Here is a 19928-nt window from a genome sequence, read left to right as displayed (position 1 = left end):
GATACCTGGCACGCCAATATTGTTATCCGCTCACAATTCATATAAAGATACGTAAAGCAGGGGAAAGCTGTAAAGCGTAGTGAGCCCAATAGGTGAACTGACTCACATTAATACGGAAATAGCGAAATGTCCCATCGGCCTCCCCCTGTGGCACCGGACACGGACGAAAAAAAACCGCGTAGATACGCGGTTTTAGAGGTAGAAGACGTGCTATCCGTTACAGCACCTGACCCAGCGTCTGACGCAGGTGCGCGCCGGAGCCCAGCAGGCCCGGATTATCATGGACAATCAGGTACACCGGGATGGGGTGCACGTAGTCTTTGAAACGGCCTTTATCTTCAAACCCGCCGCGGAAACCAGAGGCTTTAAAGAACTCGAGGAAGCGTGGCACGATGCCGCCCGCAATGTACACGCCACCAAAGGTGCCCAGCGTCAACGCCAGATCGCCGCCGAAACGCCCCATGATCACGCAGAACAGCGACAGCGCGCGACGACAGTCGGTGCAGGAATCGGCAAGGGCGCGTTCGGTAATGTCTTTCGGCTGGTAGTTTTCCGGCACGCGGTTGTCCGCCTTGACGATCGCGCGGTACAGGTTCACCAGCCCCGGGCCGGAAAGCACGCGCTCGGCGGAAACGTGGCCAATCTCTTCGCGCAGCACCTCGAGGATAATCCCCTCTTCTTCGCTGTTTGGCGCAAAGTCCACGTGGCCGCCTTCGCCCGGCAGGCTTACCCAGCGTTTATCCACGTGCACCAGGTGGGCAACGCCCAGGCCGGTGCCCGCGCCGTAAACGGCGATCGGCTTGCCTTCCACCGGCTCGGTGCCGCCGAACTGGATCAGATGCTCTTTTTTCAGCATCGGGATCGCCATTGAAACGGCGGTGAAATCGTTGATGATTTCCAGGTGCGCAAACCCGAGATTCTTTTTCATTTCCGCAATGGAGAACTGCCAGGTGTGGTTGGTCATCGCCACCCAGTCGCCGGTAATCGGGCAAGCAATGGCGATACAACCGTCTTCCACCGACACGTTATGCTCGTCGAGATAGACGCGGACAACGGCTTCCAGGCTAGGGTAATCCAGGCCTGAATAGGTCTTGGCCTGCGAAATCTCACCGCTGGCAATATCGCACAATGCCAGACGCGCATTGGTGCCCCCAACATCACCCACTAAAGCAAACTTTGTCATTCCGTTACGGCTCCGCTAAAGTCAGAATAAATCTTTGCCACACTGTAAATTCAAGGCGCGTTAACAACAATGGCGATGACGTTAACGCCCCGGAATTATCGATCCAGGTCACATTTTTTGCGTATCTTTTAACGACTGTAGAACGGGATAACCTGTCTGGGCCGTATCGTTTCAGCACCATTTGCGCTGAACGTCTTCGCAGGAAAATGCAAAGTAACCTCAGCATTCAGCAAAAAGGATAAAACCATGCTCCACCCGCGAGCCCGAACGATGTTGCTGCTCTCCATCCCCGCGGTACTGATTGGCATCGCCTCCAGCCTGATTTTAATCGTGGTGATGAAAATCGCGGCGGTGCTTCAGAATCTGCTATGGCGCAACCTGCCGAACTCGCTCGGCATCGATATGCATTCATCATTATGGATTATCCTGATGCTGACCCTCACCGGCATCGCCGTAGGGTTGGTGATTCGCTATAGCCCGGGCCACGCGGGCCCCGATCCGGCCAGCGAGCCGCTGATCGGCGCGGCGGTTCCTGTCGGGCACCTGCCGGGGCTGACGATCGCCCTGATCCTCGGGCTGGCGGGCGGCGTAAGCCTGGGGCCGGAGCACCCGATAATGTCGGTCAATATTGCGCTGGCCGTCGCGCTGGGCGCACGCTTCTTCCCGCGGGTAAGCTCGCTTGACTGGACCATTCTCGCCGCCGCCGGCACCATCGGCGCGCTGTTCGGAACCCCGGTCGCCGCTGCGCTGATCTTCTCCCAGACGTTAACCAGCAGCAACGACGCGCCGCTGTGGGATCGCCTGTTTGCCCCGCTGCTGGCCGCCGCCGCCGGCGCGTTGACCACCGGAATGTTCTTCCACCCGCAGTTCTCGCTACCCATTGAGCACTATCAGACGATGCGCATCGTCGATATTTTCAGCGGCGCGATTGTGACTATTTTCGCCATCGCCATCGGCATGGTGGGCGTCTGGTGCCTGCCGCACCTGCATGCACTGGCTCACCGGCTGAAACACCCGGTGCTTATCCTCGGCGTTGGCGGCTTAGCGCTAGGGATTCTGGGCACCATTGGCGGCCCCATTACGCTGTTTAAAGGGCTGGACGAAATGCAGCAGTTGACGGTCGGGCAGAATTTTGGCGCCGGTGATTATATGCTCTTCGCGCTGACTAAACTGGCTGCGCTGGTGGTTGCCGCCGCCTGCGGCTTCCGCGGCGGCCGCATCTTCCCGGCGGTGTTTGTCGCCGTGTCATTGGGCCTGATGCTGCACGCGCACGTTGAAGCCGTTCCGGCCGCCATTACCGTCTCCTGTGCCATTATGGGGTTAGTGCTGGTGGTTACCCGCGATGCCTGGCTAAGTCTGTTCATGGCGGCCGTGGTAGTACCGGATACCACGCTGCTGCCGCTGCTGTGCATCGTGATGCTCCCCGCCTGGCTGCTGCTGGCGGGGAAACCGACGATGATGGTGCCGCGTCAGCGTAAAGACTAGCGGCCGCTGTTGCGCGCCTCCAGCGCCTCGGTGACGGCTTTGAGCAGCGGTGGGATGTCCATTTTGGGCAACATCACTTCCAGCAGCGTCAGCTTGTCGCCGCGCGCGGCGCGCGCCAGCGCTTCATCCAGCTGCGCGGCGTTGCTCACCTTCCAGCATTCGGCCTGACAATCAAGGTTGAGCGCCTGCGGCAGCTGGGTCCAGTTCCACAGGCTGATATCGTTATAGCGCTGCTCCGGCCCGTGAATCGCCCGCTCTACCGTATAGCCTTCATTATTGAGGAGCAGAATCAGCGGCCGCTGGCCATCGCGCAGCATCGAGCTAAGCTCCTGCACGGTCAGCTGCGCGGCACCATCGCCAACCACCAGCACCACGCGCCGATCCGGGCACGCCGTTTGCGCGCCAAACGCCGCGGGCAGCGTGTAGCCAATCGATCCCCACAGCGGCTGTACCAGCAGGCTGGTGCCGGTCGGCAGCGTCAGGGCCGCAATACCAAAGGCCGCCGTCCCCTGATCGCCCAGCACGATATCGCGCGGGCGAAGGTATTTTTCCAGCGTCTGCCAGAAGTGGCGCTGGGTCAGATGGCCGGTGTCCGCCACCGTCGCCAGGGAGACTCGCCGTTCAGCGGTGTGCCAGGGCGCAGACTCCTCGCTCAGCGCGATCAGCACGTTGACTGCCGCCTGCATATCAATACCGCTAAACCAGCGCGTACCGACACGCGCGGCAAACGGCTGCACTTCAATCGATTTTTCCTGCGCAATCCGGTGGGTAAAGCCCGCGGTGATGGTGTCGGTAAACAGGTGCCGATGCAGATAATCGCCTCCGCATCTTCAATGGCCTCCCGCGTTTGCGGCAGGCTCGCCCCACCGCTGTAAGTCCCGACAAACCCCGGCTGCTGTTCATCAAAAAGCCCTTTGCCCATCAGCAGCGTGGCGTGCGGAATGGGCAGCGCGCGCATCCACTGATTCAGTCTTGCCTGTAGGCCAAATCGCAGGGCCAGCACGTCCGCCAGCAGCGACACCTGTCGGCGACCCTCCAGCCATTTTCGCGCATGTTTAGCAAAACTACTCAGTTGAGCCGCATCCGTCACCGGCGCCGTGGCGATGAGAACGTTTTCCGCTTTTACCGTTGGCAGCGCGGCGACATCCGCCGGGAGCAGCAGGTAGCCCGGCCGACGATGGTGCATCACCGCCAGCAGAACACGGTCGATCTCCTGGCAGGCGTTGCGCGCCGTCAGCACGCCCTGGGCGATGGAGATTGGCGCACTCATCTGGCGGAAATGGTCAAAGTTGCCGTCCCCCAAGGTGTGGTGTAAGCATTCACCACGCTGCTGCGCGCCGGTACAGGGTGCACCGACGATATGCAGCAGCGGAACGTACTCGGCAAAGCTGCCGGCCACGCCGTTCAGCGCGCTGATTTCCCCGACGCCGTAGGTGGTGAGCAGCGCGCCGCAGCCCTGCATACGCGCATAGCCGTCGGCAGCATAGGCGGCATTCAGTTCGTTGGTGCAGCCTACCCAGCGTAGCGTGCGGTGAGCAATGACGTGGTCGAGGAACTGGAGATTGTAGTCTCCGGGAACGCCGAACAGACTCTCAACGCCGCACTCAGCAAGGCGGTCAAGCAGGTAATCTGCCACGGTATAGGACGAAGCCATGGTGCCACTCCTTCAGCCGGTTATTTCTTTGAGTATTGAAGAAGTGTTAAGCGTGTCCAGTATTGATAAGAAAGTCGTCTGGAAAGCAAATTTTACAGATTTCAGCAGTGTACGAGCCGGTGGACATTCGTTAGTGTAAGCGTATACACAACCGGATATTCTGGAGGACACAATGGTTTACCAGGCTTGCCCCACGCGTTATGAGAACATGACGTTTCAGCGCTGCGGCAACAGCGGCCTCAAGCTCCCCGCCGTTTCACTGGGGCTGTGGCATAACTTTGGCGATGAAACCCGCGTCGAAAATAGCCGCCAGCTGCTGCGCCACGCGTTCGATCTGGGCATTACCCATTTCGATCTCGCCAACAACTACGGGCCGCCTCCCGGCTCCGCAGAGAGCAACTTTGGCCGCATTCTGCGTGAAGACTTCCTCCCCTACCGCGATGAGCTGATTATCTCCAGCAAGGCGGGATACACCATGTGGGACGGCCCTTACGGCGACTGGGGTTCACGTAAATATCTGATTTCCAGCCTCGATCAGAGCCTGAAACGCATGGGCCTTGAGTACGTGGATATCTTCTACCATCACCGCCCGGATCCGGAAACGCCGTTGCTGGAAACCATGCGCGCGCTCGACCACATCGTTCGCCAGGGTAAGGCGCTGTACGTGGGGCTTTCCAACTATCCGGCAGAGCTGGCGCAGCAGGCCATTACCATTCTTAACGATCTGGGTACGCCGTGTCTGATTCACCAGCCTAAATATTCCATGCTGGAGCGTGGGGTGGAAAACGGCCTGCTGGACGTGCTGCAACAGGAAGGCGTGGGCTGTATTGCCTTCTCGCCGCTGGCCGGTGGGCAACTAACCGACCGTTACCTGGACGGTATCCCTGCCGATTCTCGCGCCGCCAGCAGCAGCATCTTCCTCAAGCCAGAGCAGATCACCGACGGCAAAATTGACGCCGTGCGCCAGCTGAACGCGCTGGCTGAAAAGCGCGGCCAGAAGCTGTCGCAGATGGCGCTGGCATGGGTGCTGCGGCAACCGGCGATCACCTCGGTGCTGATTGGCGCCAGCAAAGTAGCGCAGCTGGACGATGCGGTAGGCATGCTGGCAAACCGTCAGTTCAGCACGGCGGAATGCGCGGAGATTGACGGCATTTTGCGCAGTATAAAATAACAGCTATTTTAGCAAAAAGTGCTCTCTCCTGGCGGTTTAAGAGTTAACCCAATAATGCAGAGATTTACCGAATTGTAATATTGCGTTAACAGGCCTTTCTGGCCACGATCGTATAGGAGAGAAGTATGTTCAGGTCACTGATTCTGGCGGCAGTGTTGTTAGCATCGGCCCCGATGTTCGCTAACGCTGGTGAAATCACCCTGCTGCCATCCATAAAATTACAAATTGGCGATCGCGATAATTACGGTAACTACTGGGACGGCGGCCGCTGGCGCGACCGCGACTACTGGCATAAGCACTGGTATCGCCACGACAACGGCTGGCACCGCGGTTGGGATAAACGTAATAAAGCCTACGAACGCGGCTATCGCGACGGCTGGGGCGACCGTGATGACCATCGTGGCCGCGGACGCGGTCATGGGCATGGTCACGGACATGGCCGCCACTAATTTTGCGGTTATTCAGGCGCGGCCTGGACAACAAATTAAAGAGCCTGCGGGCTCTTTTTTTTATGGTCAAATCCTGCGCTTCTTATTTATCAGCATTTGCCCTTGAGCAAAAAACGCCTGCCAGTATCTTAACCTAAAGATATTTCACGTCAGGATTAACATCATGAATGCTAATTTTAAAAATGAAATTCAGACATTCGGTCGTTCACTTCTATTACCTATCGCGGTGTTAGCACCGGTTGGGATGGTAATGGGAATCAGCTCGGCACTGGGTCAGAGCTATATGATCGATAAACTTCCGTTTCTCGGAAATGATATTTTCAAAGCCATTTTATCCTCACTGGGTTTAATCAGTAGCGTCGTCTTTAATAATATTCCTTTGTTATTTGCGATGGGCGTCGCCTACGGTATGTCGAAAAAAGAAAAAGGTATCGCAGTCTTTGCCTCGGTGGTGGCGTATTTAACGCTGCTGATCGCCATGCACGTGCATCTGAAGCTGGCGGGAACGCTGGCGAAAAGCGACCTTTCATTGGTAGGCCAGGGGATGGTGCTTGGCGTACAGACGCTAAAAATTGAGGCGCTTGGCGGTATTATCGCTGGCCTGCTGGCCGCCAAAATCACCGACCGCTTCTACCGTCTCCAGCTACCTTTAGCCTTTGCTTTCTTCAGCGGCAAGAAGTCGGTGGCCATTCTGGCGATTGCCTTCGCCATTCCTGTAGGGCTTATCATCCCCTTCATCTGGGATCTCTTCACCGCCGGAATGCGTGCGGTCTCAACCATCATGATGGCCCCGGACATTGGCGCCGGTATCTACATGACGCTTAACCGCTTGCTGATTCCGTTCGGCCTGCATCACGTACTCAGCTCCACCGTGCGCTTCACCGCCGCGGGCGGCACCTACCTGATTGACGGGCACACCTATGTCGGTATTTTGCCGGCGATGAATAAGATCCTCTTTGAACTGGGGCCAACGCATCCGGCATGGCAAGAGTATATGCCGACGCTGACCAGCTATCTGGCGTCATCGCAGATGTTAACCACCCTGTTCCGGGTGCCCGCCATCGGCCTGGCGATGTACCATATGGCCTATTTCAAGAATAAGAAATTTGCCAAAGGGATGATTCTCACCGTCGTGCTCACGGCGATGCTGGGGAATATTACCGAGCCGCTGGAATTCTCCTTCCTGTTTATTGCGCCAAAACTGTTTATTGTTTACGCCGTGCTGTGTGGGTTACTTACCATCCCGCTACAAATGCTGGAAGTCTCCATTGGCTATATTCGCGGTACCATTTTCGACTTCGGGATTTTTGGTCTGATGTACGAAAATACGCATTGGGTAAATTTAATTCTCCTCGGCATTGTGAACTTCGTCGTGTTTTATTTCGTGTTCCGCTTTGCTATCAGCAAGTTCGATATCAAAACGCCCGGCCGTGAAAGTGAAATTGCCGACAGTACGTTGCTGAATAATAAAGAGTACGACAAAGTCGCCGCCATGGTCATCGACGGTCTCGGCGGCCGGGAAAACATCAAACGCGTTGAAAACTGTGTTTCTCGTCTGCGTATCGATTTGCAGGATCAGAAGAAAATTAACATGGATGTACTCAAAGAGTCAGGCTCGCTGGGAACCTTTATCCCCTCCAGCAACCATGTTCACGTGGTCTTTGGCCCGCACGTAGAGTTTGTCCGCAACGCGGTCGATGACCGCCTTGTCGGCGCGAAATAAGCAATCAGGAGGCGATAATGCGCGCACTGTATGATTCAAAAAGTAAAACCATTGACGACCGCGGAATGAAAGCGCTGCTCGGCCAGCAGGCGCGAGTGCAGTCCTGGCTGGACGTCGAAGCGGCGCTGGCGCTAGCGCAGGCCGAACACGGCATGATCCCGGCCAGCGCGGCGCAGAATATCGCCGCCAACTGCCGGGTTGAGAATATCGACCTGGTAGAGATGGAGCGGCTGCTGCGCGAAATTGGTCACGGCTTTGTGCCGGTGATTAAAGTGCTGGTCAAAGCCTGCGACAGCGAAAGCGGCAAGTATGTGCACTACGGTGTGACGACCCAGAATATTCAGCAAACGGCACAGCTGTATCTGGCGAAACAGTTTAACGTCCTGCTGCAGGGTTTTGTTGATGACATTCTGCGCAACCTGGCCCACATGGCACGCGAGCATCACACCACGCTGATGGCCGGGCGCACCCACGGTAAACACGCGCTGCCGATCACCTGGGGATACAAAGCGGCGGTGTGGATTGATGAACTCCTCAGCGCTAAGCAGCGTATGCAGGAAGCGGAAAAGCGGGTATTCACGGTAATGATGGGCGGTGCCGTCGGCGCGTTTCACGCCACCGGAGAGACGGGGCGCCGCGTGCAGGAAAGCGTGGCGCAAGCCTTAGGCATGCGCGCCATGGCCATTCCCTCACGCAACTCCCGCGTTTATCGCACGGAGTACATCAGCAACCTGTGCCTGCTCGCCACCACCCTGCATAAAATCGCTGAAGAGGTGTACCAGACCTCCAGCGAAGAGTTCGGCGAAGTGTCCGAAGCCTTTACCAAAGGAACCGTCGGCAGCAGCACGATGCCGCAAAAGGTCAATCCTAAGCTGGCGAAAAGCATTATCGCCAATGCGCAAAAGCTCTACTCGGTGCACACCTCCTGCCTGTACGTCAGCCCGCGCCCATTCGAGGCGGATAGTTCAGCTTACTTTATCTTTGACGGCAACATTCAGGAGAGCATGGAGTGCATCGCCGAGATCGTCATGCGCGCCGAAGAGCTGACCCGCACGCTGGTCATTAACCCCGAGCGAATGCTGAAAAACGTGCAGCTGACCCACGGTTTAATCAACAGTGAAAAAATCATGATGCATCTGGTGGCGAAGCTCGGCAAGGATGCGGCGCACGAGCGCGTTTATCAACTGGCGATGCGCAGCACCCATGAAGGCATTCCCTACGGTGACGTGCTGCGCCAGGATCCGGTGATTCAGCAGAATTTCAGCGAGGCGGAAATTGATGAACTGATCGATCCCGCCCACTATCTTGGGCTGTGTTCAGAAATGGCGCTGGAAACCGCCGACCGCGTACGGGAGGCCGATGGTGACTGACGCCCTGCTCTCTCTCGCTAGCTCACGCATCGTCACGCCGGAGGGCATGTTCTCCGGCTATCTACACCTTAGCGGCGGTAAAATTGTCGCTATCGATCAAACGCCGCGCGGCCGCGTCATCGACTATCGCCATGCCATGCTGATGCCCGGGTTTGTTGATATTCACGTTCACGGCTGGGGGCGGGGTTCATTTGCCTGGAAAGGTGAGCGCAACTCGCTGCGCGCGATGAGTGAGGATCTGGTGCACGCAGGGGTGACGGCCTGGCTTGCCACCTCGGCCACTCAGCCGGACGATTTTTTGTGCGACAGCCTGGCCGCCGCGGCCGAATGGATTGCCGAAGCCACGCCGAACGACGGCGCGGAAGCGGTGGGCATCCATATGGAAGGGCCTTTTATCAACCCGAAATTTATCGGTATGCAGCGGCTGGACAGCGTGCAGCCGCCCAGTATCGCTGGGTTTGAACGCTACCAGCGCGCAGCGCGTGGTCACGTCCGCCTGATGACGCTAGCCCCAGAGCTTCCCGGCGCGCTGGCGTTGATTCGCCACCTGCATCAATCCGGGGTGACCGTTTCGGCGGGCCATACCGACGCGACGTTTGACGAAATTGGGCAGGCAATTGCCGCAGGTCTTAGCCATTTTACCCATGCCTTCAGCGCCATGCGCGGCCTGCACCATCGCGAACCCGGCGTCGTGGGCGCGTTGATGTACTATGAAGACGCCTATGCCGAAGTAGCGAAGCAAAGCGGGATCACCCTGCGCCCGGAGGTGTTCGATATTCTCTATCGGCTGAAAAAGGATCGTCGGCTGGTGATGATGAGCGATTGTCTCGGCTACGTCGATTTCCCCGAAGGCTTCGAGTTTCACCACTATCTGCGCCAGGAGACGTTTCGCATTCGCCAGCAGGCGCTGGAAATCACCGATTGCCACGGCTGCACGCGCACCATCAGCGCCGAAAACTGGCCGGAAGTCCGCAAGCTGGAGATGAGTTTCCTCGATTCCGTCAAAAACGTGGTCAACCGGCTGGAGCACGGCTGGGTGTCGGCGGCGCAGGTGGCCTGCCTCAATCCGGCAATTCTGGCCGGCGTAGCGGACCGTAAAGGGAGCCTGTCACCCGGCAAAGATGCAGATATTCTGGTGCTCGACGACCAGCAGGAACTGCAGGCGGTATGGTGTCGCGGCGTGCGCCAGCCGCTGGCTAAATAAAGACGTCGCCGTATTGCTGCTCGAGGAAGGCTTTTAGCGCCTGCGGGCTCATCCCCTGTACCTGTTGCACGAACGCGTCAACGGGTATTTTTTTGCGCGCCGGGCTAAGCCCGTGCTCGCGCAGCAGCTGAAAATCATCCTGCGTCAGATAGAAATTCACCTTTACGTAGCCCAGCTGCGCGTGGCGCAAATGGCTGGCAATTTTATTGGTAAAGGCAATCAGCAGGTCAAAATCCTGCTGCTGGAGGCGGTCTAGCTCGTTGATATTGACGCAGGCCAGCACCTCAATGTGAAAACGCGAGAGCAGCACCTCTTTGAAATAGCCTACTTTACTTTCTGACGAGTTGGTCACAATGATGACCCGCTTTTTCACATCGCCGACCACCCGGTTTTTCAGCTCGTGTTTTTTGATAATCAGCACCAGCGTGGCCAGGTGGATGGCCGAAAAGGATGTCTGCCAGCACGTTTCGATTTGCCGCAAGGCGCGCTGCACGTGCAGCCACAGATCCGGGTAGCGCCGCTGCACGTCATGAAGCTTTTTATCATCGAACCACAGGCGCAGTCTGTTCTGCACAATCGCCGCGTAGATAAAGTGGTAAATTTCAGCAAACCAGCCGTGGTGGTTGTGGATGGTGGCATTCAGCCCGTGGGAAATAGCGTCGCAGACCTGTTTTACGTGCGCGGCCAGCCGCGCGTCGTACAGCGTGAACGGGCGCCAGGTAAAGGTCAGCGAGGCGATAAGCATATCCAGGCAGGCGTTTTCGTCTTTCTCCGCCAGCACACCATAGGGATAGGTGGTCAGGAACGCCGCCGCCGTGCTGTCGCTAATTCGCCGCCCGCGCCGGATGCGCTGCAGCGCCAGGCTGAGATAGACCAGCAAATATTTCCGCCCGTTGTAGCCAAGGTGAATCACCGGGCTAATGACCTGTTCATAACAGGCCGCCGCCTGGGCTATCTCCGGCGCACATTCATGCAGAAACTGCTCGGCGATGGAGCGGTTAATCGGCTCGTTGGCCTGGTGGGCAATTAGCTGATGATTGGCACCAATCTCAACGGTTTTCAGTATCGACATGCAGGCCGCCAGCCGCAGGCTGAATTCATCGCCCACCAACTGCGACCCCTTTCTTGGGATGCTCACTAGCGTAAGCCCCCTCTCCTGTACCCGGCTCAGCATCAGCGGGTTATCGTTTTTCACCGTTCCGGCGCTGACGTAGAACTTTTTGTAGTACTCGTTTTTATTCACCACATCGTGCAGGCACAGCGCGACAAACAGATCCTGAACGCGCTCTTCGCCGGTCGTGAGGTAGCGGTTAAAGCGCACGCGCTGTAAAAACTGGATGTAATCACTGTAGGTAATGCGCGAGGTAATAAAGGCATTGTCCTGGTGGAGCTGAACGTCATCCGGCAGCAGTTCGTTCAGCTCTTTCATCGTTCGCTTGAGAGTGGAAAGCGTTTTACCAAAGCGCAGCACCGCGCTGTCGACCGCAAGCGGGCTGTTATCCTGAAGGTATTTTAGAAATGAGAGATCGAAAGAGTTCATGAACGTTCGCTGAGGTTAAACGCAGCCCTCAGCGTAACGAAAAAACCGCAGAGAAACCGTGACCTGTCGCGGGTCACGGTAAACAGGAGATTAATTAAGCAGCGTTCCCAGCAGCAGCCAGCCGTTCAGCGCCACCACTACCGCGACGATCGCCCAGCCAATGCGTTTGATCCAGCAAGTATTGACCAGCTCTCCCATCAGTTGGCGGTCGCTGGTAAAAATGAGCAGCGGCACCAGCGCCAGCGCAATGCCAAAGCTCAGCAGCACCTGGCTCATCACCAGAATGCGCGTTGGGTCCAGCCCCATCAGAATGACGATAAACGATGGCAGCATGGTAACCGCCCGGCGGAACCACAGCGGGATGTGGAAACGAATAAAGCCCTGCATCACCACCTGCCCGGCCAGCGTACCGACCACCGTGGAAGAAAGACCGGCAGCAATCAGGCTCAGGCCAAAAATCGTCGCGGCCGCATGGCTGAGCAGCGGTTCGAGGGTGAGATAAGCCTGATCGAGATCGGTAATCCCGGTATGACCGTGGAAATGGAAGGCCGCCGCGGCGGTGGCCATCATCGCCAGGTTAACGAAACCGGCAATGGTCATGGCGATGGCGACATCCCAGCGCGTGGCCTGATAGCGCTCTTTGGCGCTGCCGCCGTGCAGATGCTGGGTCAGCGACGAGTGAAGATAAATAACGTGCGGCATAATGGTCGCCCCCAGCACCCCGGCGGCCAGGTAGACGGCCTCACCGTTTGGCAGCGACGGTAAGAGCATGCCTTTGGTCAGCGGCGCCAGTTCGGGCCGGGAAAAAATCAGCTCGACGATATAGGCTGCCGCCACAAACAACAGCAGGCCACCGATCGCTTTTTCCAGCGGCTTTTGCCCACGGCGCTGAAGCATCAAAATTAAGAAAGTGGCAATCCCGGTCAGCACCGCGCCCTGCAACAGCGAGATACCCAGAATCAGCTTGAAGCCAATTGCCGCGCCGATAAACTCGGCCAGGTCGGTCGCCATCGCGATAATTTCCGCCTGTACCCAGTAGAACCAGACGACCGGGCGCGGGTAATGGTCGCGAATCTGCTCGGCGAGGTTTTTCCCCGTGGCGATGCCGAGCTTGGCGGAAAGCACCTGAATCAGCATCGCCATCAGGTTGGCCCACACCACCACCCACAGCAGCTGGTAGCCAAAGCTGGCGCCCGCCTGAATATTGGTCGCAAAGTTGCCCGGATCGATATAGCCGATCGCGGCAATAAATGCCGGCCCCATCAGCGCCAGCCGCATACGGCGTGCGGTACGACTGCTGTTAGTTTCAATGCGACTGTTTGTCATTCTCTGCCTCAAAAACATAGCCTTTGCTATGTTTCAGGCTAACAGAATGAGAATGATTATCAAGTTCATTTAACAAAGGTGATAATGATATCTCTGATAGCCGGAATCTATAGCCAGACTGGAGGGTGGGAAAGTTTGATCTATGCTTATGAACAGAGTAGTACAACAGAGGAACTTTTCATACATTTACTCAACATCACAAAAATGTATGTTTGATCACTATTTTTGAGATTGCTCACAGGTTCTGACTATAGTGAGAGACAGATCTCGTTTTATTTAATCGCGTTACATAGAATGTGCAAGAAAATTTAACCCGTCTCATGTTTGGAGCAAATATGGACCGCGTCTTGCATTTTATTCTCGCGCTCGTGGTGGTTGCGATCCTGGCCCTGCTGGTCAGTTCCAACCGCAAACAGATCCGCGTTCGTTACGTCATTCAGCTTCTGGTCATTGAAGTGCTGTTGGCCTGGTTCTTCCTGAACTCCGATATCGGTCTGGGTTTTGTGAAAGGCTTCTCCGAGATGTTCGAGAAACTTCTCGGCTTCGCGAATGAAGGGACCAACTTCGTCTTCGGCAGCATGAACGACAAAGGTCTGGCATTCTTCTTCCTGAAGGTCCTGTGCCCGATCGTCTTCATCTCCGCGCTGATTGGTATTTTGCAGCATATCCGCGTACTGCCTATCGTTATTCGTGCGATCGGTACCGTGCTGTCAAAAATCAACGGCATGGGCAAACTGGAGTCGTTCAACGCCGTCAGCTCCCTGATTCTGGGCCAGTCTGAAAACTTTATCGCCTATAAAGACATCCTCGGTAAAATGTCCCGCAACCGCATGTACACCATGGCGGCCACGGCGATGTCTACCGTTTCAATGTCCATCGTGGGCGCGTACATGACCATGCTGGAGCCGAAGTACGTTGTCGCGGCGCTGGTACTGAACATGTTCAGCACCTTTATCGTGCTGTCGCTGATCAACCCGTACCGCGTTGACGCCAGCGAAGAAAACATTCAGATGTCTAACCTGCACGAAGGCCAGAGCTTCTTCGAAATGCTGGGTGAGTACATTCTGGCTGGTTTCAAAGTCGCCATTATCGTTGCTGCGATGCTGATCGGCTTTATCGCGCTGATCGCCGCGCTGAACGCCCTGTTCGCCACCGTCACCGGCTGGTTCGGCTACAGCATCTCCTTCCAGGGAATTCTCGGCTACATCTTCTATCCGGTTGCCTGGATTATGGGTGTACCGGCAAGTGAATCCCTGCAGGTGGGCAGCATCATGGCGACTAAGCTGGTTTCCAACGAATTCGTTGCGATGATGGACCTGCAGAAAATCGCCGCTGACCTGTCTCCGCGCGCGGTCGGTATCATCTCCGTGTTCCTGGTTTCCTTCGCCAACTTCTCTTCCATCGGTATCATCGCCGGTGCGATTAAAGGCCTGAACGAAGAACAGGGTAACGTGGTTTCCCGCTTCGGCCTGAAGCTGGTTTACGGTTCTACGCTGGTGAGCGTGCTGTCTGCGTCTATTGCCGCACTGGTGCTGTAATTCTTCTTCGCTGATATCAGGGCCTGTAACGTGGTTACAGGCCCTTTTTTTTGTTCTCAAGCTGCCAGAGCGGGCGCGGTTTATCAATCAGATAGCCCTGCATATAGTGCACGCCAAGGCGTTCCAGCAGCTGTTGCTGCTCTTCCGTTTCAACAAACTCCGCCACCACCGTCAGGTTTCGCACTTTTGCCAGTTCGCAAATAGACCGGATGATCATCGCGTCCATCGGGTTGTTTAGCACATCACGCACAAAGCAGCCGTCGATCTTAATAATATCGGCTTCCAGCCGCTTCAGTCGTTCATAGTTGGCATAACCGGTACCGAAGTCATCAATCGCAATCAGGCAGCCAAAATGGCGCAGCTGCTGAATATTAGCCACGCTGACGTCTGAATTGGAAAACGCCTGCTCTTCGGTGATCTCAATGATAATGCGCTTCACATCGACGCGATAACGGCGGAACAGCGCGATAATCTCCGCGGCGCTGCCCTTTTGCATCAGGGTGTACGGCATCAGATTTACCGAGAAGTTTTTATGCGGTAGCTCATCCAGCGAACTGAACAGATACTCCAGCACCTGCATGTCAAAGCGCTTGCTGAGGTTAAACTGGGCGAGAACGGGGATAAATTTGTCCGGCGTCACCATGCCGCAGGCGTCCACCAGCCGGGTAAGAATCTCATAATAGCCCTCTCCGGACGGTTTTTGGATAGGCTGGGCGTAAAGCACAAAGCCGCCCCAATCCAGCGCGTTTTTAACCCGGTTCAACAGCACGACGCGTTCGCTGCTCTGGTCAAACGCCTCAACGTGGCCGTTGTCCAGCTTCAGAATTTGATTGCCCTCTCCGGCTTGCTCCGCCAGCCAGCTGAGCTGGCCAAGCATATGATGCAAGTTTCTATCCCGAGCGCGCACCGGCGACCAGGAGATCCCGTACTCGAGATTCAGCACCTCGTTATTCCAGTGAATCTCCTTATTGCTCAGGAAATCAATCAGGTGATTGAGCCGCGCTTCCGTGTCCGGGCCATTCAGCACCAGCAACAGTTCGTTCCCCGGCAGCTGGAACAGCTTCTCATCATTCCCCAGTATCGGCTGTAGCACCTGCGTAATGCTGCGCTTGCACTGAATCCGCATCATCATCCCATAGTGGCGACTGAGGAAGTCGAGGTTACCGATGTGCAGACAGCAAATGCTGACCGACCCCGAACCCGGCTGCTGCATGTATTCCTCCAGCGCGCGCAGGTTCGGCAGGCCCGTTATCGGATCCAGCATGGCCTGCTCCTGCCACATCGTTTTCAGCCGCTGGCTGCGGTTGTAGACCTGCAGCAGGTAGAGCAGGCACACGGTGAAGGAAATCAGCGATGAGAGGATAAAAGCCAGCGAATACTGCGTCTGCACGCCGTGCAGGAAGTTCTTGTTGTACATCACCAGCAGGAAGGCCGATCCCGACCAGGTCAGAATCACTAATGGATAGGCCAACTGGCTGATGCCAAAAGAGAAAAATATAAAGATTACCGGCACAAGGTAACCGGCGAAGTAATAATCACCAAACGGGGCGCAGAGGAATAACAGCATTCCTATCAGGCTGATAAACCAGCAGGTGATAAATACGCGGTTCTTGAAATCTGTATAACAGGTAATATTTCTCCGCCAGAATGTTCTGGCATATCCGGGGTTTAAGAACATCCGGAATGGATAATAGAATAATTTCGTAAAGATAAGCGATGCGCAAACCAATCCTTGTATATCAACAATAGTGTAAATCGCTGATGTTATATTAAAATAACTGTACATTGATTGTGGAATAGCAATTATCTCACCAACAAAATACATCAGTGCCTTGGACATGACCGGCGCAGCAAACCCCAGCCAGAACACATGTAAGCCCAGGTTTTTTATAGCTAAACCGTGACGCCATCGGCGACCAAGCTGGTAGCGTAAAATAAGGCAAGAGACGCATACGGCCGCCAGCTGACAGAATAATATTGCTAATGAATCGAAGGGCTGTAAATGCAACTGCCAATAGTTCGTAACGGTAAAACCAATGACCAGAGGCAGAATCGCATGGCGGCCAAAGAGCATGATCAGCGCAATCATAACGCCGAGAGGAAGCCACGCCAGATAGACAAAATGATTTTCGTAAAAAGCGGTTGGAGAGATATATCTGGAAAACGGAATAGCAGCCAGGCTCATTATCAGAGCCAGGCAGAACTTCCTTATTGAGGTACTCCGTTTCACAGTCATGCGTATCTGCCGATATCCTTTATCGTACGTAATGTGACTATTTAAATATTATGGTGATGAATTATTGGAAGCAAGCGTTAGCGATAAAACTCTGATCTGCTCATGCCTTTTAAAAGGAAATTGCGGTTTTTTTGCGCGCATTGCATATAAAAAAACCCCCGCCGTCAGGCGAGGGTTTCAAATTTTGGTGGAGCTAAGCGGGATCGAACCGCTGACCTCTTGCATGCCATGCAAGCGCTCTCCCAGCTGAGCTATAGCCCCACAGTGCCTTTACGTTCCAAAACCTGATGGGAGCAGGATTTGGTGGAGCTAAGCGGGATCGAACCGCTGACCTCTTGCATGCCATGCAAGCGCTCTCCCAGCTGAGCTATAGCCCCAACGTAAAGCTGTCGTGTTGACGGGCGGCATAATATGAATTCCGTCGCACAGTGTCAACGGCAAAATTCGCTAACGGCATCTAATCGCTGAAAAAGCAGACAAACGCGCCACTTTACGCGCCCGCTCGCAAACAGGAGTTATGCGTGTCACGTTTTCCTATAAAACGATGCTATAACATGAACCTGTAATTCCCACACAGCAACTCAGGAAATAGTATGCTCAAGGAACGAATGACGCCGGAGGAGATCGCCCATCTAACGGGCTATAGCCGCCAGACCATCAACAAATGGGTGCGTAAAGAAGGCTGGAAGACGTCTCCTCGCCCTGGCGTCCAGGGTGGCAAAGCCAGGCTGGTACACGTTGATGATGAAGTCATGGAGTTCATCCACAGCGCGCAGCGCGCTTCAGAGACCTCTGCCCCTTACGCGACCGACAACCCCTTCCATACGCTGCTGCTGACGCTGGTGGATGAGATGACCGAAGCAGAGCAGAAACAGTTAACTTCACTGCTGCTTCGCGAAGGGATTTGCGGTTTATTACAACGTTTAGAAATCCGTGACTAAGCCTGAACGATGAAAACACTCCCCACAAAAATGTCGACGGAAGAGCTGGCTGACCGTTTAGGCATCACCCGACAGACCGTCAACCGCTGGATCCGCGAGCAAGGCTGGCGCACCGAACCGATGCCGGGCATTAAAGGCGGCCGCGCGCGGCTGATTTTTATCACCCAGGACGTGCTGGATTACCTCGCCAATACCCCTGCGCTACGTAATCTGACGGCAGAAAGCCAGATTGATGAGCCCGCGCGCAGCTACAGTATTAAAGAGTCTGACGTGGTGTGGCGGCAGATTACCGACGTTCTGCAGAACATGACGCCACAGGAACAGCAGCGTCTGCACCGGTTACTGGCGCGCGAAGGCATCTGCGGGTTTCTTTCCAGGCTGGGGCTTGACGACGAGGCGTAAAAAAAGCGGGTTTCCCCGCTTTTTTACTGCCCAAAGGCGAATTACTGCTGGCTTTCACGCTCGGCAATAAAGCCCAGCGCCTTGTTGATGCGCTCGATGCTGCGGGATTTGCCAATGGCGTGTACGGTCACGTCCAGCGCAGGCGACTGCCCTGCCCCCGTTACCGCAACGCGCAGCGGCATACCCACTTTACCCATCCCGACTTCCAGCTCATCAGCGGTTGCCTGAATCGCGTGGTGGACGTTTTCCGCGGTCCATTCGGTAATGGCAGCAATCTTATCGCGCACCACTTCCAGCGGCTGACGCGCAACCGGACGCAGGTGTTTCTTCGCCGCGTCGGCGTCGAACTCAGCAAAATCTTCATAGAAGTAGCGGCAGCTTTGCGCCATCTCTTTCAGGGTTTTGCAGCGCTCGCCCAGCAGTTTCACCAGCTCGCACAGCTGCGGACCAACGCGGGTATCGATATTTTCCTGCTCGATGTGCCACTGCAGATGCGTCGCCACGTATTCCGGCGCCAGCGTATTGATATAGTGATGGTTCAGCCACAGCAGTTTGTCAGTATTGAACGCACTGGCTGATTTGCTGACCGCGTTCAGAGAGAAGAACTCGATCATCTCTTCACGAGTGAAGATTTCCTGATCGCCGTGGGACCAGCCCAGACGCACCAGATAGTTCAGCAGCGCTTCCGGCAGGTAGCCGTCATCGCGATACTGCATCACGCTCACCGCGCCGTGACGTTTGGACAGCTTTTTACCGTCGTCGCCGTTGATCATCGACACGTGCGCGTAAACCGGCACCGGCGCGTTCAGCGCTTTCAGGATGTTGATCTGACGCGGGGTGTTGTTGATATGGTCTTCACCGCGGATCACGTGGGTGATTTCCATATCCCAGTCGTCCACGACCACACAGAAGTTGTAGGTCGGAGAACCGTCGGTACGGCGAATGATCAGATCGTCCAGCTCCTGGTTGCTGAATTCGATCGGCCCACGGATCTGGTCGTCAAAAATAACCGAACCTTCCTGCGGGTTGGCAAAACGCACCACGCACGGCTCGTCGGCGGCGTGATGTTCGTGGCCGTGGCGGCAGCGGCCGTCATAGCGCGGCTTCTCGCCGTTTGCCATCTGTTCTTCACGCAGCGCGTCCAGACGTTCTTTAGAGCAGTAGCATTTATAGGCCGTGCCCGCTTCCAGCATTTCATCAATCACCGCGTTATAGCGATCGAAACGCTTGGTCTGATAGTACGGACCCTCGTCCCACTCCAGATTCAGCCAGTTCATGCCATCCATGATGGCTTCAATGGCTTCTGGCGTTGAGCGTTCAAGATCGGTGTCTTCAATACGCAGCACAAACTCACCGTCGTGATTACGTGCAAAAAGCCAGGAATAAAGAGCAGTACGAGCGCCGCCGACGTGCAGATAGCCAGTCGGGCTAGGCGCGAAGCGAGTTTTGATTTTCATGAAATGGCCTTACGTTTATAAAGATGCCGACAACCGGCAAATCCCGGAAATACAAGTGGGCAATATTCTAGCACTCCCACTCGGTTGTTCCCACCGCAAGCGCATGCTTTGCTGATTTTGCATAGAATTCATACAACATAGCGTATTTTGCGATCGCTTTGCTTATTTTTACGACGAACAAACAAATTATTCAGAAAAGGCGTTGACTCATTTTCAACTCTCCCTATAATGCGACTCCACACAGCGGGG

Annotated in this window: 14 protein-coding genes, 2 tRNA genes and 1 pseudogene; 9 read left to right on the top strand and 8 right to left on the bottom strand. The window is 55.6% G+C overall.

Annotated features, from left to right (window positions below; translation table 11 throughout):
• Nucleotides 1-217 precede the first annotated feature (217 nt).
• Nucleotides 218-1183 (bottom strand): glucokinase, encoded by a 966-nt coding sequence (glk, locus tag ACK5JN_RS20825; protein WP_416871893.1) that lies wholly within the window; start codon nucleotides 1181-1183, stop codon nucleotides 218-220.
• Between the two features lie 246 nt (nucleotides 1184-1429).
• Here glk and ACK5JN_RS20820 point away from each other — a divergent pair, with 246 nt between their 5' ends.
• Nucleotides 1430-2668 carry an ion channel protein gene (locus tag ACK5JN_RS20820; protein ID WP_416871892.1) on the top strand — a complete coding sequence of 413 codons (1239 nt, stop codon included), beginning with the start codon at nucleotides 1430-1432 and terminating at the stop codon, nucleotides 2666-2668.
• Here ACK5JN_RS20820 and ACK5JN_RS20815 read toward each other — a convergent pair.
• A pseudogene (locus ACK5JN_RS20815) lies at nucleotides 2665-4322 on the bottom strand (alpha-keto acid decarboxylase family protein). The gene ACK5JN_RS20820 and the pseudogene ACK5JN_RS20815 overlap by 4 nt on opposite strands.
• A 172-nt stretch (nucleotides 4323-4494) precedes the next feature.
• Between ACK5JN_RS20815 and mgrA the strand changes: the two are divergent.
• The 5 genes from mgrA (at nucleotide 4495) to ACK5JN_RS20790 (ending at nucleotide 10239) form a co-directional block, all read left to right on the top strand.
• Nucleotides 4495-5493: an L-glyceraldehyde 3-phosphate reductase gene (mgrA, locus tag ACK5JN_RS20810; protein ID WP_416871891.1), complete on the top strand. Its 999-nt coding sequence runs from the start codon at nucleotides 4495-4497 to the stop codon at nucleotides 5491-5493.
• Between the two features lie 125 nt (nucleotides 5494-5618).
• Entirely contained in the window at nucleotides 5619-5942 is a 324-nt protein-coding gene (locus ACK5JN_RS20805; protein WP_163449396.1) for a DUF2502 domain-containing protein, read from the top strand.
• Between the two features lie 163 nt (nucleotides 5943-6105).
• Entirely contained in the window at nucleotides 6106-7665 is a 1560-nt protein-coding gene (locus tag ACK5JN_RS20800; protein WP_416871890.1) for a PTS transporter subunit EIIC, read from the top strand.
• Nucleotides 7666-7682: 17 nt separating this feature from the next.
• Entirely contained in the window at nucleotides 7683-9035 is a 1353-nt protein-coding gene (locus ACK5JN_RS20795) for a class-II fumarase/aspartase family protein (RefSeq protein ID WP_416871889.1), read from the top strand.
• Entirely contained in the window at nucleotides 9025-10239 is a 1215-nt protein-coding gene (locus tag ACK5JN_RS20790; RefSeq protein ID WP_416871888.1) for an N-acetylglucosamine-6-phosphate deacetylase, read from the top strand. The genes ACK5JN_RS20795 and ACK5JN_RS20790 overlap by 11 nt, the downstream gene beginning before the upstream one ends.
• Here ACK5JN_RS20790 and ACK5JN_RS20785 read toward each other — a convergent pair.
• The gene (locus ACK5JN_RS20785) at nucleotides 10232-11779 is read right to left on the bottom strand and encodes a hypothetical protein (RefSeq protein WP_416871887.1); all 1548 of its coding nucleotides are present in this window, start codon (nucleotides 11777-11779) and stop codon (nucleotides 10232-10234) included. The genes ACK5JN_RS20790 and ACK5JN_RS20785 overlap by 8 nt on opposite strands.
• A gap of 90 nt (nucleotides 11780-11869) precedes the next feature.
• Nucleotides 11870-13105 carry an Nramp family divalent metal transporter gene (locus tag ACK5JN_RS20780; RefSeq protein ID WP_416871886.1) on the bottom strand — a complete coding sequence of 412 codons (1236 nt, stop codon included), beginning with the start codon at nucleotides 13103-13105 and terminating at the stop codon, nucleotides 11870-11872.
• Between the two features lie 335 nt (nucleotides 13106-13440).
• Here ACK5JN_RS20780 and nupC point away from each other — a divergent pair, with 335 nt between their 5' ends.
• Nucleotides 13441-14643: a nucleoside permease NupC gene (gene nupC / locus ACK5JN_RS20775; RefSeq protein WP_416871885.1), complete on the top strand. Its 1203-nt coding sequence runs from the start codon at nucleotides 13441-13443 to the stop codon at nucleotides 14641-14643.
• A gap of 34 nt (nucleotides 14644-14677) precedes the next feature.
• On the opposite strand, the gene ACK5JN_RS20770 is transcribed toward nupC, so the two are convergent.
• From ACK5JN_RS20770 to ACK5JN_RS20760, 3 genes are all read right to left on the bottom strand, one after another.
• The gene (locus ACK5JN_RS20770; protein WP_416871884.1) at nucleotides 14678-16879 is read right to left on the bottom strand and encodes an EAL domain-containing protein; all 2202 of its coding nucleotides are present in this window, start codon (nucleotides 16877-16879) and stop codon (nucleotides 14678-14680) included.
• 185 nt (nucleotides 16880-17064) lie between these two features.
• A tRNA-Ala gene (locus ACK5JN_RS20765) sits at nucleotides 17065-17140 on the bottom strand.
• Between the two features lie 40 nt (nucleotides 17141-17180).
• Nucleotides 17181-17256: transfer RNA gene (locus ACK5JN_RS20760), tRNA-Ala, on the bottom strand.
• A 216-nt stretch (nucleotides 17257-17472) separates the two neighbouring features.
• Between ACK5JN_RS20760 and ACK5JN_RS20755 the strand changes: the two genes are divergently transcribed.
• Both ACK5JN_RS20755 and ACK5JN_RS20750 read left to right on the top strand, forming a co-directional pair.
• Nucleotides 17473-17820, top strand: coding sequence for a YfeC-like transcriptional regulator (locus ACK5JN_RS20755; protein ID WP_416871883.1), 348 nt, complete (start codon nucleotides 17473-17475; stop codon nucleotides 17818-17820).
• A gap of 9 nt (nucleotides 17821-17829) precedes the next feature.
• The gene (locus tag ACK5JN_RS20750; RefSeq protein WP_416871882.1) at nucleotides 17830-18222 is read left to right on the top strand and encodes a YfeC-like transcriptional regulator; all 393 of its coding nucleotides are present in this window, start codon (nucleotides 17830-17832) and stop codon (nucleotides 18220-18222) included.
• Nucleotides 18223-18263: 41 nt separating this feature from the next.
• Here ACK5JN_RS20750 and gltX read toward each other — a convergent pair whose 3' ends face one another.
• Nucleotides 18264-19679 (bottom strand): glutamate--tRNA ligase, encoded by a 1416-nt coding sequence (gltX, locus tag ACK5JN_RS20745; RefSeq protein WP_163446100.1) that lies wholly within the window; start codon nucleotides 19677-19679, stop codon nucleotides 18264-18266.
• Nucleotides 19680-19928: the final 249 nt, after the last annotated feature.

Origin of the sequence: Kluyvera sp. (assembly GCF_047971185.1) — a bacterium.
In the GTDB taxonomy this organism is placed as follows: domain Bacteria; phylum Pseudomonadota; class Gammaproteobacteria; order Enterobacterales; family Enterobacteriaceae; genus Kluyvera.
Note: the sequence above shows the minus strand (reverse complement) of the source record. Positions and strands in the feature narration are given on the sequence as shown.